This window comes from Chryseobacterium gallinarum, from assembly GCF_001021975.1.
Lineage (GTDB): Bacteria > Bacteroidota > Bacteroidia > Flavobacteriales > Weeksellaceae > Chryseobacterium > Chryseobacterium gallinarum.
Genome location: NZ_CP009928.1, coordinates 2,568,079 through 2,583,360 on the forward strand (window position 1 = coordinate 2,568,079; position 15,282 = coordinate 2,583,360).

13 protein-coding genes and 1 tRNA gene are annotated in these 15,282 nt (G+C 30.4%); 7 read left to right on the top strand and 7 right to left on the bottom strand.

Annotated features, from left to right (window positions below; all coding sequences use genetic code 11):
- Nucleotides 1-22: 22 nt before the first annotated feature.
- From OK18_RS11535 to rbfA, 3 genes are read right to left on the bottom strand one after another with little or no spacing between them, the layout of a single operon-like run.
- Complete coding sequence (locus OK18_RS11535) at nucleotides 23-1,801, bottom strand: endonuclease (RefSeq protein WP_053328078.1); 1,779 nt, start codon at nucleotides 1,799-1,801, stop codon at nucleotides 23-25.
- Between the two features lie 50 nt (nucleotides 1,802-1,851).
- Nucleotides 1,852-3,057: an ABC transporter permease gene (locus OK18_RS11540; RefSeq protein WP_050019511.1), complete on the bottom strand. Its 1,206-nt coding sequence runs from the start codon at nucleotides 3,055-3,057 to the stop codon at nucleotides 1,852-1,854.
- A gap of 4 nt (nucleotides 3,058-3,061) precedes the next feature.
- Nucleotides 3,062-3,421, bottom strand: a complete 360-nt coding sequence (gene rbfA, locus OK18_RS11545) for a 30S ribosome-binding factor RbfA (protein WP_002983518.1) — start codon at nucleotides 3,419-3,421, stop codon at nucleotides 3,062-3,064.
- Between the two features lie 92 nt (nucleotides 3,422-3,513).
- On the opposite strand from rbfA, the gene mce reads away from it, so the two are divergent.
- The 3 genes from mce (at nucleotide 3,514) to OK18_RS11560 (ending at nucleotide 5,466) form a co-directional block, all read left to right on the top strand.
- On the top strand, nucleotides 3,514-3,912 hold the full coding sequence (gene mce / locus OK18_RS11550; RefSeq protein WP_050019512.1) for a methylmalonyl-CoA epimerase: 399 nt from the start codon (nucleotides 3,514-3,516) through the stop codon (nucleotides 3,910-3,912).
- Between the two features lie 62 nt (nucleotides 3,913-3,974).
- Nucleotides 3,975-4,048: transfer RNA gene (locus OK18_RS11555), tRNA-Ile, on the top strand.
- A gap of 200 nt (nucleotides 4,049-4,248) precedes the next feature.
- Nucleotides 4,249-5,466, top strand: a complete 1,218-nt coding sequence (locus OK18_RS11560) for a site-specific integrase (RefSeq protein ID WP_053328079.1) — start codon at nucleotides 4,249-4,251, stop codon at nucleotides 5,464-5,466.
- Nucleotides 5,467-5,468: 2 nt separating this feature from the next.
- On the opposite strand, the gene OK18_RS11565 is transcribed toward OK18_RS11560, so the two are convergent.
- Nucleotides 5,469-6,869, bottom strand: coding sequence for a hypothetical protein (locus tag OK18_RS11565; RefSeq protein WP_053328080.1), 1,401 nt, complete (start codon nucleotides 6,867-6,869; stop codon nucleotides 5,469-5,471).
- 91 nt (nucleotides 6,870-6,960) lie between these two features.
- Nucleotides 6,961-7,821 (bottom strand): hypothetical protein, encoded by an 861-nt coding sequence (locus OK18_RS11570; protein WP_053328081.1) that lies wholly within the window; start codon nucleotides 7,819-7,821, stop codon nucleotides 6,961-6,963.
- A gap of 68 nt (nucleotides 7,822-7,889) precedes the next feature.
- Between OK18_RS11570 and OK18_RS11575 the strand changes: the two genes are divergently transcribed.
- From OK18_RS11575 to OK18_RS11590, 4 genes are all read left to right on the top strand, one after another.
- On the top strand, nucleotides 7,890-8,843 hold the full coding sequence (locus OK18_RS11575) for an AAA family ATPase (RefSeq protein WP_053328082.1): 954 nt from the start codon (nucleotides 7,890-7,892) through the stop codon (nucleotides 8,841-8,843).
- On the top strand, nucleotides 8,830-9,915 hold the full coding sequence (locus OK18_RS11580; RefSeq protein ID WP_053328083.1) for a DUF3871 family protein: 1,086 nt from the start codon (nucleotides 8,830-8,832) through the stop codon (nucleotides 9,913-9,915). Before OK18_RS11575 ends, OK18_RS11580 begins: the two co-directional genes overlap by 14 nt.
- A 113-nt stretch (nucleotides 9,916-10,028) precedes the next feature.
- Nucleotides 10,029-11,246, top strand: coding sequence for an AAA family ATPase (locus OK18_RS11585; protein ID WP_053328084.1), 1,218 nt, complete (start codon nucleotides 10,029-10,031; stop codon nucleotides 11,244-11,246).
- A complete protein-coding gene (locus OK18_RS11590) occupies nucleotides 11,236-11,814 on the top strand; it encodes a hypothetical protein (protein WP_053328085.1) in 579 nt (192 codons plus the stop codon). The genes OK18_RS11585 and OK18_RS11590 overlap by 11 nt, the downstream gene beginning before the upstream one ends.
- A 27-nt stretch (nucleotides 11,815-11,841) precedes the next feature.
- On the opposite strand, the gene OK18_RS11595 is transcribed toward OK18_RS11590, so the two are convergent.
- Nucleotides 11,842-13,521: a UvrD-helicase domain-containing protein gene (locus OK18_RS11595; protein WP_053328086.1), complete on the bottom strand. Its 1,680-nt coding sequence runs from the start codon at nucleotides 13,519-13,521 to the stop codon at nucleotides 11,842-11,844.
- Nucleotides 13,508-15,265, bottom strand: a complete 1,758-nt coding sequence (locus OK18_RS11600; protein WP_053328087.1) for an ATP-dependent nuclease — start codon at nucleotides 15,263-15,265, stop codon at nucleotides 13,508-13,510. Before OK18_RS11600 ends, OK18_RS11595 begins: the two co-directional genes overlap by 14 nt.
- Nucleotides 15,266-15,282: the final 17 nt, after the last annotated feature.

Genomic DNA, 15,282 nt, shown 5'->3' on the forward strand with positions numbered 1-15,282 from the left:
CATTTAAAATATTTTTTAACAATTATTCTACAATAAATTTTGTAGATCCATTCTCTGTTTTTAGAAGATAAGTTCCTTTCGCCAACCCTTTAAGATTAATTTTGTTTGAATTTTTGAAAGGATTTGCAAGGGTCTCCATTAATCTTCCTGAAAGGTCATATATTTCAGCTTTTGAAATTTTAGTAAGATTTTCGCCTTTTATAAATAATTCATTGTTTTTTACCGGGTTCGGATAGATAGTAAGTACTGATTGTTCTTTTTTAATGTCGGATGTTGCTAAAGAAGAACTGAAACACGTCCAGCTTAAATCATCCATAGTCGGTCTGTTGGAACTTGGATTTACAATTTTAATAACGACATTTCCACTGATATTCACATTGATGGTGGTAGTGGTTTCCGTTTCGGAATAAGGGATGGTTCCTACTATATTTCCGTTCACCAAAACATTCAGATTTCCATTGGATCCTGAAAACCTTCGTTGAGTGGTTAGTGTTAAAGTCTGAATTCCACCTGAAATGACAGAGCTGGTAAGTTCTCCGTTTCTGATGGTGATAGCCCTTGAGTTATTAATTTTCTCATCTATTTTGGTATTGGTGGAAATCCAATCAATATTGTTGTTGGTCCATGTTCTTGTAGCATAGCTGTTATCGTTTCCTGTAATGCTGTTGAAATCTTCTGTTCCACAGTTTCCGGCAGGTCCGTCAAGAGTAGTTCCTGTAGCGATATTACTTTGCGGAGAAGCGTTTCCGGATGCGTCTCTGGCAATTACATAAAATGAGTATGAAGTAAGAGGGGAAAGCCCTGTAACTGAAGTAGATGTTGTTGCTCCTGATACCGTAGATTTCAGAACACCATTGGCATATACCTGATAAGAGGTGACGCCAACATTATCTGTAGCAGCAGTCCAGCTTACCGTCATAGAGTTTGATGCAGGGTTGCTTGCTGTAACGTTGGTGGGAGCAGTAGGTGGTGTAGTATCAACTGGCAGATTGGACCATATTAAATTCGCATAAGAGGCATCATCAATGAAAGGGTTTCTGTTTCCCTGATAGATATAAGATGCATCATTTCTTGCGATTTCTGCAGGTGATACAGGGTCCATTGCGTTCCACTCCAACAGCTGATTTAATTCCCATATCTGTAATCCGGGAAAGGCAGATCCACCCAACATATTTCCGGTAGAGAATGTAGGAAGCTCTGCTTCATATCTGGTAACAAAATAAAAGATCATCCTTGCCACGTCCCCTTTAAACTCATCAATCGGTTCAAATACAATCCCCGAATATCCCGGAGATGCAGAGTTTCCTAGTTTGGATTGATTCTGGGAGGTAAAGCTAGCCGTTGCTACTTTTCCAAAAGGATAATTGGATCTCATTCCGTTTACCTTTCCGTCTGTGGCGCGGATAAAGTGAACATCGGCCACCATAGGACTTGCCTCATTGAAAAGGCTCTGTGGTACAATATGCTCTCTGTTGTAACAGTCACCTTCCGAACTATAAGTCCCGCACTGACTGGTTCCTAAGTTAAATGAATAAGGATCCGGACCTGCCGGGTTTTCGGAATAAATATCCAGGATTTTACCATCATTGTCATAAAAGAAATCACGGTCTGTGGTAGCATAGGCTGTCCATAGACCATTGTAGCCTTTATCCTGATGGCCTTGCTGGATGATGTTTTTCAGGGCAGTTTTCAGGGCAGGGCCTGTTAAGCCGTTTGCTGCGGAATAATAGCCTGCAGGTACCTGTGCCCATGCACAAATGCAAGTGAAAATTAATAAAAAAGGAAGTAGTTTTTGTTTCATTTTTTTTTAAATTGGGGGGTAAATTTACAAAAAAACGAAAACGGAATGTATTAATTTTTAGTAATATAATCTTTGCTGATCTTTGAAAAGAACCATGATATGGTGATGCCAAACAAGGCTGCGGTAAAAGCCACGATAAGGTAATTTTTTCCTACGATTTTTACAGGAAACGGCAGGATTTCATTGGCCCTGAAAAATTCCGTATACAATTGGAAATAGCAAAGTGCAGTTCCCAGAATCAAGCCGGTAATTACTCCTGAGATTACAATAAGGATTCCGGTATAAAAATAAGTCATCCTTAAATGGCTTAAAGGAAATCCAAATGAAATAAGGGATTTAGCCTGTTCTTTTTTGTCGAGCTGAAGAATGATGATAGCTCCAGCGAGGTTAAATGTTGTAATAAAGATGACAAGTGCAAAAATCAGGTAAATAAACAGCTTCTCGGTATTGATCATTTTCCAGAATGCTGCATTTTCCTCTTCTTTTGTCTTGATTTGTATATTTTTCCCAAGGGTAGTAAGAAGGCTTTGTTTTACGGCATCAGCGTTATCGGGATTTTTTAATTTAATAACAATCTGATACGCGGATTTCTTAGGGAGATTAAGCACTTCTTCAGTAAGCTCAATAGGGGAGATAATATAATTGTCCAGCTGATCTTTTCCTGGGAAAACTCCGGTTACAAGGATGTCTCTTTTATTGAAGATATCTTCCTCCTTGCTGATGATACCTGTACCTGGTTTCGGCATGAAAACAGTGGCATAATGGCTGGAAGAATCTACAGGGATTGATAACCTGTTGTCCAGGCTATTTTCCATGATTACTTCATTGGAATACCTGAAGCTAGGATAAGTTCCGTAAATAACATCTTTGTTGATAGGATTAACCTGAATATAGGCAGAATCTACTCCTCTTAAGTAGGCAATATCGCCTTTCCCGTTGAAGTTGATATATACTTTTTCTTCAATAACACGGGAGAAGCTGCTGATTTCTTTATTGTTTTTTAATGCAGCATTGACTTTATCCAGGTTTTTAATGGTTTTTCCTGAAGCACTTTTAATAGTCAGATCTGCGTGTAGGTTAGAAATAAGATCTTTATTCAGGTCTTCCAACCCTGAAAAAACGGAGATAATAACGAACATTGCAGCTACAGCTACCGTCATAGCCCCCACGGCCAGCCACGTGATAAACGTAACGGCGGTGCTGCCTTTTTTAGCCAAAAGGTATCTGGATGCTATATAAAATGCAATATTCTTCAAGATCTTATAAAACAGGATTGTCGCCTTCGCCTCTTAATTCTCTCTCCAGTCTTTCAACATCATCAAGAGCTGTATCCAGGTAAAAGTTAAGCTGTGGTATGATACGTACCTGTTTTGCCATTTTCTGGCCAATGAAATTTCTGTATTGAGGTTTGTTCTCTTCAATTTCCTTCATTACAGCGGTACGAAACTCCTGAGGGAAAATGCTTAAATAAATTTTAGCAATACCCAGATCTGCCGTTACCTTTACATCTGAAACGGATACCAATATACTTTGTTTGCTTTCAGCAGCCTGTTTGCGGAAAAGTTCTGCGAAATCTTCCTGAATGATCTGTGCTACTTTTCTTTGTCTGTTACTTTCCATAATTTATGCAAATTTACTACTTTTGTTTGAATTGATACTTTGAAATTCTGCTACAGTATCAAATTTACGATTAATTATAGGTATTTGTATTTATGAAATTAGAACATATTGGTATTGCGGTAAAATCTTTAGGAGTCTCTGATGAGTTGTTTGCTAAATTATTAGGAAAAGACTCTTACAAAAAAGAAACGGTGGAAAGGGAAGGTGTGGTAACCTCTTTTTATGAAACAGGGGAGAGTAAAATAGAATTATTGGAAGCCAGTAATCCTGAAAGTCCTATCTCAAAATTTATAGAAAAAAAGGGCGAAGGCATCCATCATCTGGCATTTGGTGTAGAGAATATCCTCGAAGAAGTAAAAAGATTAAAAAAAGAAGGTTTTCAATTTATCTCTGAAGAACCGAAAGAAGGTGCTGATAACAAATTAGTTGTATTCCTTCACCCTAAATCCACCAATGGAGTACTGGTAGAACTTTGCCAAGAAAAGCCATAAAAAATTTTGTGGTGAAAGAAATTTTACTATTTTTGCAAACACAAAATTTAACCAAGTTTTGAGGTCCTATAGCTCAGTTGGTTAGAGCACCTGACTCATAATCAGGTGGTCCCTGGTTCGAGCCCAGGTGGGACCACTTTTTAAATCAAGCACTTACAGAAATGTGGGTGCTTTTTTTGCTTTATTAAGGCTGTTTTTCAATAGTTTTACTATACTTTTGAATTTTTACATACTCTAAATTTTATCAATTTTAAAATTAATTTGAATGTCTAAAAGGCATTCAATTAGGTGTACTATTTTTCTATTTTGGTGTACCATATTCTAAACTATAAATCAATGAATAATAATAATAAATTATCAATACTTTTTCTATTGCAAAAAGTAAAAGTTAATCAACAGGGAAAGTGTCCTATAAGATGTAGGATTACATTTCAACAAGATAGAAAAGAGTTTTCTTTAGGGTTATTCATAAATCCTAATAATTGGAATAGTAAACAGCAGAAGGCTAAACCACCCAATGAAGAAAACAGTTTTATTAATACACAATTAGGTCTGATTAAGAATGAAATTAATCAGGCTTTTTTATTTCTACAGGTTAATGAAGAGACTTTTGATGTAGAAGATATTTTTCTACAATACAAGGGTGAAACTCCCAAAAAGAATAGAACTGTACTTCAAGTTTTTAATGAGCATAATGAAAAGTTAGAAAAGCTGGTTGGTAAAGACTTTACTATTGGTACTTTTTGGAAATTTAAACAAGCTAAACAATTATTGAAAGACTATTTAAAATACCAGTACCAGAAGAATGATTATCAATTCAAGGATATGAATTTGAAGTTTATTCAGGATTATGAATTTTATTTGAAATCTGAAAAGAATTTAGCTCTTGCAACTGTTAACAAAACCATACAGAGATTCAGAAGAATGGTTAAAATAGCTATTTCAGAAGGAATAATTGATAAAGACCCCTTTATTCTTTATAGAGTTAAATTGATAAAGAAAGAAGTTGTTTACCTTACTACTGATGAACTTGAATCACTTGAAAAATATCAATTTTCTCAATCCAGATTACAGCAAGTGGCTGATATGTTTGTTTTCTGTTGTTACACAGGTTTAGCATTTCAGGAAATGGCTAATCTTGAAACAAAACATATTATTAAGGGGTTTGATGGGAACTATTGGATTAAGATGATGAGAGAGAAAACTAAAAAAGAAATCTCTATACCTCTTCTATCTAAAAGTGCTAACATAATAGAGAAATATCAGAAAATAGGAAGTATAGATAAAATATTACCTGTATTAAGTAATCAGAAATTCAACTCTTATTTAAAAGAAATTGCTGAAATTGTTGGAATTCAGAAGAATCTTACTCATCATATAGCAAGAAAAACCTTTGCAACAACAGTTTTACTATATAATGATGTACCTATGGAGATTGTGAGTGAACTTTTAGGACATTCTAAAATTACCATTACTCAAGAACATTATGCTAAAGTAGTGAATAAGAAAGTGAGTGAACAAATGATAAAATTAGGAAAGAGGTTGAAAAGGTAGTGCTAGGCTACCTTTTCCCATCTTTCAAATTTTAAACTTGGAGGAATACCTATGGCATTTAATAGTACATCATAGAGTATTTTATAAACATATTGTTCATTGCCAGAAGTTGTTATGATAGAATCATGTAATGTAAATATTGGTACTTCTGGTTGTTCTTCTGCTATAATTTTACAAGCAGTATGAAGTACTAATTTTGCTTCAATATTTTGTAATAAGCAAGCTAAAGTTCTATGTTCACCTTGTTTAATCTGTCTATAAATTTCGTAAACATCTGGAAATAAATCTTTGAAAATAACCATAGATTGATTATAAGCAATAGATTGATTAGGACTAAAAATTGAACTGAAAATAATTGTTTTTGCTTGTTTTCTTATACAAGTTTCATCAGTAATTATTCCTTTATTTAAAAGTATTTTTCCAAACTCTTCATAGAGTTGACCAGATTTTACAATGTCCATGTAATGATTGACGTTTTCTGACTTACAAGCTTTTTTTACATTTTTATTAACGTAATAGGGTAGAAAGTTTTGAATATCATCTTTTGGGAGATAGGATTTGTTGTATAGTTTTACTGTTGATAGAATATTATTTTCGTTGAATTTTTCTTCATTAAATAATACAGTAGACAAATAAGGCTGTGAATTTGTTATATCAATAGCAACTAATGGTTGACCATCATAGGTCACAAATTGTCTTAAATCTCCTTTTAATTGAGTTAAAATGGTATGTAATCTACCTGCTGTTGAATCAACAGTATGTAAAAACTCTTGTCTTTTAAGCTTTAAAAGTACTATGTATCTACTATTAAATCTTGCCATAGCATTACATGGTTTATCAGAAGCGAAAACATTATGGCTTTTTTTTTCAATTTCATATAGATTAAAAAGGTGCTTTTTTGCACCTACGAAATCAACAGTTAATTTACCATTGAACCATTTTAATAAATAATCCAGTTCTTTAGTATCTTTAGGAATGATTTCATCACTATTAATATCGCTATTATCAAGATGAATAAAATTTAAAATACTTTTTATTAAAGGTTTGTTTGTAATGTGAGTAGGTTTAATCTCTGTCTGATAATCAACATGAAATCTAAAACCTCTTGATTTCTTGCCAACAATATATTGTCTATCTTCTACAAAAACTTTATTATTAACTAAATAGTTAAGATACTTTCTATATTCTCTCACTCTTCTCTGTATAAGTGAACTATAAAAAGGGATATAAAACATATCAATATTCTTATTTCTATTAGGAATTTCAGTAATAAGATGAACCAAATAGATAAAATGGTCTTTTTGGTATTTGAAATTAGGAGGATTATTTGTAATTAATTTATCAATATCAAAGTTTTGAGGAATATAAAGAGTTAAGCTCTTTGGCGTTAATTCTTGTGTCATAATTTTAATATTTTATGACACAAAAGAATTGCAGAAATATCTTTACATATTTTAATTATACCTTAACTTCGAGGTTAAGGTATAATGTAATTTATTGAGAAATAATAAGTTGTTCTAAAATATTGTCAATCCTTTCAGAAGCAGTTGGTTTTTTTGAATAATTACTTTTTGATTCTTTTATATTTTTGAGGTTTTTTCCAAAATTATCTCTAAATACATATTCAATTTTTTTATTGTAATCTGCTCCTACATCACTGATGAAGTCCTCATTAATTAGTTTATCTATAAAGTAAATAAGAGATGACTTGGATATTGAACCATTTTTTCCTTTCACATTCCAGTTAATGCCTTGATTTACTATTCTTTGGGTAAAAGCGTTAATGAAATCTTGTTTATCACATTTAATAATGGGAGGTTCTATAAGTAATAAACCATATAGCTTTTCAATCAAAATTAATTTTGTGTCATAATTGTCTGATTTCCAATTGTAAGATAGAGTGGAGCTTTCTTCTAATATCATAAGCTTTCTTTCTTCATTTTTGCTAGAGACATTAATATATTTGTTGATATATTCTATTAGTTCAAGTAAAATTTTTTTTACAACAGGTTGAGTTGGATATAAAGCTTCTGCTTTAAATAATAAGATATTTAATATTTTAATCTGTGCTTCTAAAAATAGCTTAGGGCTTAAATTTTTTTCAATAGATTCACTAATAACTATTCCTATATTTTTTTTAGCTATCTGTCCTTGTTGTTCAATTTGGTGATTAAAATTAGTTGAGAAATAATATTTTTCATTCCATTCTTCAATCACTCCTTTCTTCATATTTACTTCTTTAGGAGATCCATTATTATCAATATAATTGATAATGAATTCTTTCTTCAATATATCATATTTATCATATTCCAAAAGGCTCTCAAAAAAAAATAAGGGAGAATTTTCAAATTTCATAAAAACATAATTAAGATTAAAACTTAACAAAATTTCATTTCAAAATTAACCATTAAATATTTAAAATTATGCAATTAAAACAATCACAAAGAAAGCAAGTAAGGCTCAGATTAGGGCTTTCAGGAGCATCAGGCTTTGGAAAGACTAAATCAGCTTTATTATTAGCCTATGGAATGACACAGGATTGGAATAAAATAGCTGTTATAGATACAGAGAACTCCTCTGCTTCTCTTTATTCAGACTTAGGAAACTACAATGTACTTGACCTGCAAGCACCTTATTCTCCTGAAAGGTATATTCAGGCTATTGAACTGTGTGAGAAGTCAGGAATTGAAGTAATAATCATTGATTCTGTAAGCCATGAATGGAATGGTACTGGTGGATGCCTTGATATTCATGAGAAACTAGGTGGGAGATTTCAGGATTGGGCTAATGTCACACCAAGGCATCAAGCTTTTATCAATAAGATATTGCAGTCAAGTTGTCATATTATTACCACTACCAGGAGAAAAATAGACTATTCTTTAGATGTTGGGAGCAATGGTAAAACCCAAGTAGTAAAGCATGGAACAAAAGAGATTACCAGAGATGGTTTTGAGTATGAATTAACTATAAATTTTGAGCTAGTCAATGAAAACCATTTAGCTAAGGCAAGTAAGGACAGAACAGGCTTATTTATGAATAAACCTGAATTTATTATTACCTCTGACACAGGTAAATTAATATTGAACTGGTGTAATTCTGGAATTGCAGAAACTGCAACTGTTTCAAATAGTATTGATTCTCCTGCCAGCTCTCAAAGCTCTATCACATCTATTACTTTTGATCCTGGTGGAGAATGCTTATCTAAAGATGGTATTCTAACTAAGATTAAAACTAGTAATACCATTGCAGAGCTTTTAGCTATCTATAAACAATATCCTGAGTACCAGGAAGAATTAAGACCTCAATATGAGGCTAGAAAATCATTCTTAATCAAATTATCCAATCCTCAAAACTTTTCAACCAATGGATACCATTAATAAAATCAGACCAGCTACATTAGAAGAGGCATTTGACCTTAAACCTGCAAAAAGTGCTAACATAATAGAGTTAAAGAGTGTAAATATATTTGATAGTAGTGACATTGATAATAATGATGGTGTAATTTTTTCTCAGAATTCTATTTATAAAAACAAACCTTTTATTGAAGCCAATACACAAGAAATTGATCTTTATCAATTAAAGAATGATTGTATCATTCCTGTATTCTCTAAGGACAATGAAAAAACCATTGCTCATCAGGAATTTATTGATATTACACAAGACTGCATTAGTAAGGTGTTTTCTCATCAATCTTTTATGCAACCTGAAATAAGAGTTTCTCATCAAATTAAAGGCAGAACTCCTGATGCTATTTACAAGAATGCAAAAGATCTATTAGATCATGAAAGAACACAGTATTTTGAGAGAATGGCTTTCATCATTAGAATTCCTGGTATAACTGACTCGATTAATGGTAATGAATTATCATTAACAATTGGTGGAGTTAGAGCCTATAATCAGGAGAATTTATACAATAAGAAGACTTTTGAAAAATTTAAGTTTTTCATTGGTTTCCAGAACAAAGTTTGCTGCAATTTATGTGTTTGGAATGATGGCTTTGTAGATGATATGAGGGTAAGCTCATACCAAGAGTTGCATGGTAAAATAATGAACACTTTAACAGAATACAATGCACAACAATATTTATTGGAAATGAAAGAGTTTTCAGATTATTACTTAACTGAACATCAGTTTGCTCAGTTATTGGGAAGAACAAGACTATATCAACATATATCTAAAACTGAAAAACAGAGATTAAATATCCCTCAATTAACCTTCAATGATAGTCAGTTGAATACAATAGCTAAAGACTACTACGAAGATGAAAGCTTTTGTAAAGATGATAATGGAGAGATTAACCTATGGAATGTATATAATCTCTTTACACAAGCTAATAAGAGTAGTTATATAGATACTTTTCTTGACAGGAATTTGAACGCTTTTGAATTTAACAAAGGTATTCAGAAAACACTCAATGGTAATTCTGATTATCATTGGTTTTTGAGTTAGAAATGCTATCCTATAGAAATATAGGATAGTTTTATTATTTCTTGATTTAAAATATTATTTTTGCTTAGGAAGGTTTAGCTTATAAGCTTGTAAACTTTTTTTAAATTGAATTAATGGAAAAATTAGTTATTAAAAATGTTGGCCCCATTGAATATGTTGATATTCATTTATCAAGAGTTAATATATTTATGGGACCACAAAGTAGTGGGAAAAGTACAATTGCTAAAATTATTAGCTATTGTCAATGGGTTGAGAAGAGATTTTTAATTGATGAAAAATATGACTATGATGTAAAAGAACAACTTTTGGAATTCCATAGATTGGGGAAAAATTATTTTACTAAAGAATCATATTTTGAATATAGTAGTGATTTTTTGATTATATCATATTCAGGAGAGAATTTGACACAGAGAATCACAAAAAAGAACACAAGAAAAGCATATAAGAAAACTAAAAATATTTATATACCTTCCGAAAGAAATTTTGTTTCTGCAATTCCTAATTTAAGCAAATATAAAGAAACAAATGATAATATAATGAGCTTTGTATATGATTGGTATTCAGCGAAAAGGTCATTCACAAATAGAAATAGCCTTTCTATTTTAAATCTTGGGATTAAATACTATAACAATATTGATGCAGACCAAGACTTATTAAAACTATCAAATAACAAAGAAATATTATTACAAGAAGGTTCAAGTGGAATACAATCAATACTACCATTAATTCTCATTGTAGAACATTTATCAAAAGAAATTTACAAAACTAACAATTCTGTTTCTGTTAGAGAACTAGATTCTATTCAATCTAATATTGTGAAACTTTTAGAGAAATATAAAGTGGATAATATTGATATAAAAGATTATAATTTGGATCCTGATTTTCTTAAATTTCTTACTAAGTATAGTATGAAAAATATCGTAAATTATCATAAAACGCAATTTATAATCGAAGAACCTGAACAAAATCTTTTTCCAACAACTCAAAGAGATTTAATCAATTATTTATTTAAAACAATTGTTAATAATAGTAAAAAACACTCTTTGATTATCACAACTCATAGCCCATATATATTATATTCTATTAATAATTGTTTAATGGGATATAATATAAAAGGCGAACTTGAAAAGGATGAGATAAATTCATTTAAAAGTACAAAGTCTTGGATTAATCCTGATGATGTTTCAATATATGAAGTAAAAGAAGGAAAGTTGATGTCGGTTAAAGATAAGAGAACAAAAACTGTCACTAAGCACTATTTCAATGAAATAACAAAAGACATTATGGATGAATATTATAATATGTTAAGTTTCTTTACTTATGAAGGATAAGATCGCAACTGTAATATCAAAATATTCATTAGACGTATTAGATTGTGAAAATTTTTTTATTGTTGATTACAAGAATATTAATGGTGGAGATATAGAATGTAGTTGTACTGAACCAGAAGTAGCATCTGTACATCTACATAACCCTAGTAAAATAGAAAGCTATTTTATTTTATTTGGTGAAAACTGTCTTGAAGTTTCAACGGTTGTATGCTGTAAACAATGTGAATGTGTTGTATTTCCAACTGCAGGTAATGATAATGACTGGATTCTTTGTGTAGAAACAAAGTATTGTCATAGTCTTGAAAATGCATTTAGGGAGGAAAATGACTATCCATATATTATGGTTGAAAAAATAAAAGAAACTGTTGCTTATTTTAGAAGTAAAGGATTGATTGAGAAAGGTAGAAGAGTTACAGGAGTAGTTTCCTTTCCAACATTGATAGAAGATTTTAGTGAATCTTTTAAACCTAGAGATGAATCAATTGAAGATATATTACTAAATCATAACATTATTATAAGACCTACAAATACAATCACTATAAAAAGTACAAAAAGGCTTATTGTATAAATACAATAACTCATTGACTGAACTTGATTACAATTTAATCTGACTAATAAACATTGAAGGCTTCCAATTGTGTAGAATAAATAAACCAATTTTTGCTCTACTCATACCAACGTATAATAGAGTTCTTCCATTTTGAATAGATTCATCTGTTAATTCCTCATAAATATATTTTACATGATCTATACATCTTTGGTATGGTATTCTATTTTCATTTATGCCATTTAATATTACAAAATCATATTCAAGCCCTTTAGCCTGGTGTATAGTGTTTATAGTTATACCATTAATGCCAGATAATGTTTCTATATACTTTTTAAAGTTCCAATTTAAAGCTTCGTCATCATTTACTATTGTCAAGATCTCATCTACTTCAGGAACATCAATCTTAAAAATCAGAGATATTATATTTTGATATTGTAATAATGATTCTTTTAATCCTGTATTTATATTAATTTTTTGAAATTGACTTATTAATTTATTTGTTGCAAACACAATTTCTTTTTCATTGAAATCAATGTTCTTTTCTAAGATTAAAAGTTCAATATTTCTTTTTATAATTTTTAAGTTCCTAATCGAGGAATCTACTGAATATCTACTTAAAGTTTTTAAGATAGCAAATACAGTGTTAGATATATTAGAATGTGGTAATGCACCTAATCCAATAATGTTGAAATACTCTCTTAAGTAGCTTCCAATATTATAGGCGTCAAACCAAGATGTTGTTAAGATTGCAATATTACCAACTTGTGCTTTGGCTTTTATCAGACTATCAATAATTTGTTTAATATAAAGATTATTGTCATCCTTTTTAGTTTGATGAAATCTGATATCGAAGGGAATATCTTTATATTTTGATGAGTTTATTAAAGTTGGATGATCTGAAAACAATTTTGAATACCCTGTTACAATCTTTTTAGTTGATCTATAAGTATAGTTTAAATCAAGGATTTCATAACCAAAATCCTTTTTAGCAATAGTGAATGTTTCATTTAAAGCCCCTGCAAAACTATAAATTTTTTGTTTTTCATCTCCTACAATAAAAAACGATGTATCCCCATTATTTTTTATTTTTTTTAAAATTTCATATTGGAAAATATTTGTATCCTGAAATTCATCTACAGAAATTTCCATGAAAATATTAGATACTGATTTAGCAGTAAATAAGTTCTTTGAAATAATAATATAGGAACGAAATAGTATTTCATTGAAATCAATAAGCTTTCTTTGTTTAAGAAAATCATAATATATTCTTGATAATTCTTCAAATGTAATTTTGTGGAGCCATTCAGTTGGGATTATTAAAGAGCCATCAAGATTTTTTTTTATTTTGTTTAGGTCTTCAAGTTGAATTGTAGATAATTTATTGATTTCTAAAAATTCTTTAAAATCACTATAGGATGCAATCCTGGGTTTGTCCCATTTATATATCCATGAAAAAGGTCTTAAAATATATTCTAAACAAAATCTATGAATAGTTCCAATAAATACATCATTTTCTGTATAGTCTAACCTTGATGCAATTTCATCAGCTGCTGCATTTGTATATGTTATTAATGCTAATTTTTTATGTTTAGGCAGATTTGTAAGTTTTTTATTTGCTCTGGCTACTAATGTTTTTGTTTTGCCTGTTCCTGGTGAAGCACTTACAATTAAGCCATTATTATACTCATAGACTGCTTGCTTTTGAATCTCATTAAGATAATCCATATTGTAGTTTTTTACATGATATTATGTGTTTTATAGCTCTTTCAATATATGGAGGAACTATAAAATCTTTATCAATTAACAGACTCAATTCTTGGGCAAATCTTCCTTTTTTTATTGTACCATCAATCCTCTTAAGTAATTCTGTTTGCCACAAATCTTTGTTGGATTTTGTAATTTCTAATAAATTCTGATAGGATATAGGATGTCCCAAGTTGATAAAACACTGCTCTAAATATTTTGAATTAGTATCAGAATTTGGGAAAATATCTATTTCTAGAGTATTTGTTCCTTCACAAACAATTACTCTGTTTTCAACTTCTAATTTTTTTGCAGTAGCTATGAAACTTGATTCTTCATCAGTTAAGTGCAAATCTCCATCTATTATGGCGGCAGCTGGTATCTCTAAATTATTATCATTTACTAGTTTTAAATATGGGTCAAAAAATCTGCTATGAATTGGAACAATAGAAATATTATGCTCAGTAAGATCAATATTGTATTTTTCCTTTGCAATAATAGGAATGATGAATTGTTCTGAAACTCCTTCCACATATATAATAGCTGATGAGAAGAAAATTTCACTTCTTGTAGCATCCAAATATCTTTTTAATAATAATCTTTCTCTATCTAATAATAGGTTTTCCTTGAAAGGAGAAAAAGATTTAACCTCTTTTAATAAATTTAAATACAAAATATTCAAATTTTTATATTCACAATCACTAGCTATGTGAGTTGAATGTGATGAGAGAAAGACTTGTGTAGTTTTTAATTGATTAAGATTAGAAAATAGAACTTTTTGTAATTGTGGATGCAAATGTGCTTCCGGTTCTTCTATTAATAAAATATTGATTTCAAAATCACTACTTGAGTTTTCTAGTTCCGCAATAAATAAGCTCAAGTAAAGTATATTCTTCTGCCCTAATCCAAGAGTTTGGATGGGAATATTTACTCCATCTGTAGGGTTGTAATAAACATTAAGTTGGCTCCATGCATCTATGTCATAATTTGAGATAAAACTTAAAGATATAGGAAATGAAAAATAGTCCCCTGCGATATTTTTCCCTTTTTCTTCAATATTGGAAGCGATTTTAGGAATAAAAGATAATTTATTTAGACTATCAGATGATTTTCTCAATATGTCTTTTACTTCTTGAAGTTCTCCATCTGAATTTTCTCTAGAGATACAAAATTTACTTAAAAGGGATTTAGTTGAGCCATGCAAATCAGTACTAGTATTTCTGAAAGCATTTAAATAGTATAAATTAATTCCTTCTAAATCTGACATTCTTATTGATGTTAATTGCAAAATATCATCTATTTTTAAGCTATTACCACCTCCGAAAAGTTGCCATCTAAAATCAGACATTTCAATAGTTTCCCCAATCTCAAATTCTGAATTGAATTTTAATTTGTGAGCAAACAAAAATGTGACTCTTGCTGTATCATCTGATGTTTTTAATGCATGGAAAGTTGGAAATTCAGAAAGCTTTTTACTAAACATTTCTATACTAACAAGAATATAATCATCGATATTTAATTTATTTCTAAATCCATGAAAGTCTTTCAGTTCCAAATTTCTTGAGTTATAGGATAAGTTTTTGTCTAGAACTAATCTTATTGCCCAATATAGATTGCTTTTACCTATATTATTTTCACCTATTATAGTCTGAAATCCTTCAGAAAAGTCAATTTCAAAATTTTTGAAGTTTCTAAAGTTTTGTATAGTTATGTGTTTAATGTGCATTTTTTAGCGTGGTTATA

Bases quoted from the DNA above. Each gene is read 5' to 3' on its own strand.
- OK18_RS11580 (WP_053328083.1), top strand. From the start codon at position 8,830: ATGGATACCATTAATAAAATCAGACCAGCTACATTAGAAGAGGCATTT.
- OK18_RS11595 (WP_053328086.1), bottom strand. From the start codon at position 13,521: ATGGATTATCTTAATGAGATTCAAAAGCAAGCAGTCTATGAGTATAAT.
- OK18_RS11575 (WP_053328082.1), top strand. From the start codon at position 7,890: ATGCAATTAAAACAATCACAAAGAAAGCAAGTAAGGCTCAGATTAGGG.
- rbfA (WP_002983518.1), bottom strand. From the start codon at position 3,421: ATGGAAAGTAACAGACAAAGAAAAGTAGCACAGATCATTCAGGAAGAT.
- OK18_RS11535 (WP_053328078.1), bottom strand. From the start codon at position 1,801: ATGAAACAAAAACTACTTCCTTTTTTATTAATTTTCACTTGCATTTGT.
- OK18_RS11600 (WP_053328087.1), bottom strand. From the start codon at position 15,265: ATGCACATTAAACACATAACTATACAAAACTTTAGAAACTTCAAAAAT.
- mce (WP_050019512.1), top strand. From the start codon at position 3,514: ATGAAATTAGAACATATTGGTATTGCGGTAAAATCTTTAGGAGTCTCT.
- OK18_RS11570 (WP_053328081.1), bottom strand. From the start codon at position 7,821: ATGAAATTTGAAAATTCTCCCTTATTTTTTTTTGAGAGCCTTTTGGAA.
- OK18_RS11560 (WP_053328079.1), top strand. From the start codon at position 4,249: ATGAATAATAATAATAAATTATCAATACTTTTTCTATTGCAAAAAGTA.
- OK18_RS11585 (WP_053328084.1), top strand. From the start codon at position 10,029: ATGGAAAAATTAGTTATTAAAAATGTTGGCCCCATTGAATATGTTGAT.
- OK18_RS11590 (WP_053328085.1), top strand. From the start codon at position 11,236: ATGAAGGATAAGATCGCAACTGTAATATCAAAATATTCATTAGACGTA.
- OK18_RS11565 (WP_053328080.1), bottom strand. From the start codon at position 6,869: ATGACACAAGAATTAACGCCAAAGAGCTTAACTCTTTATATTCCTCAA.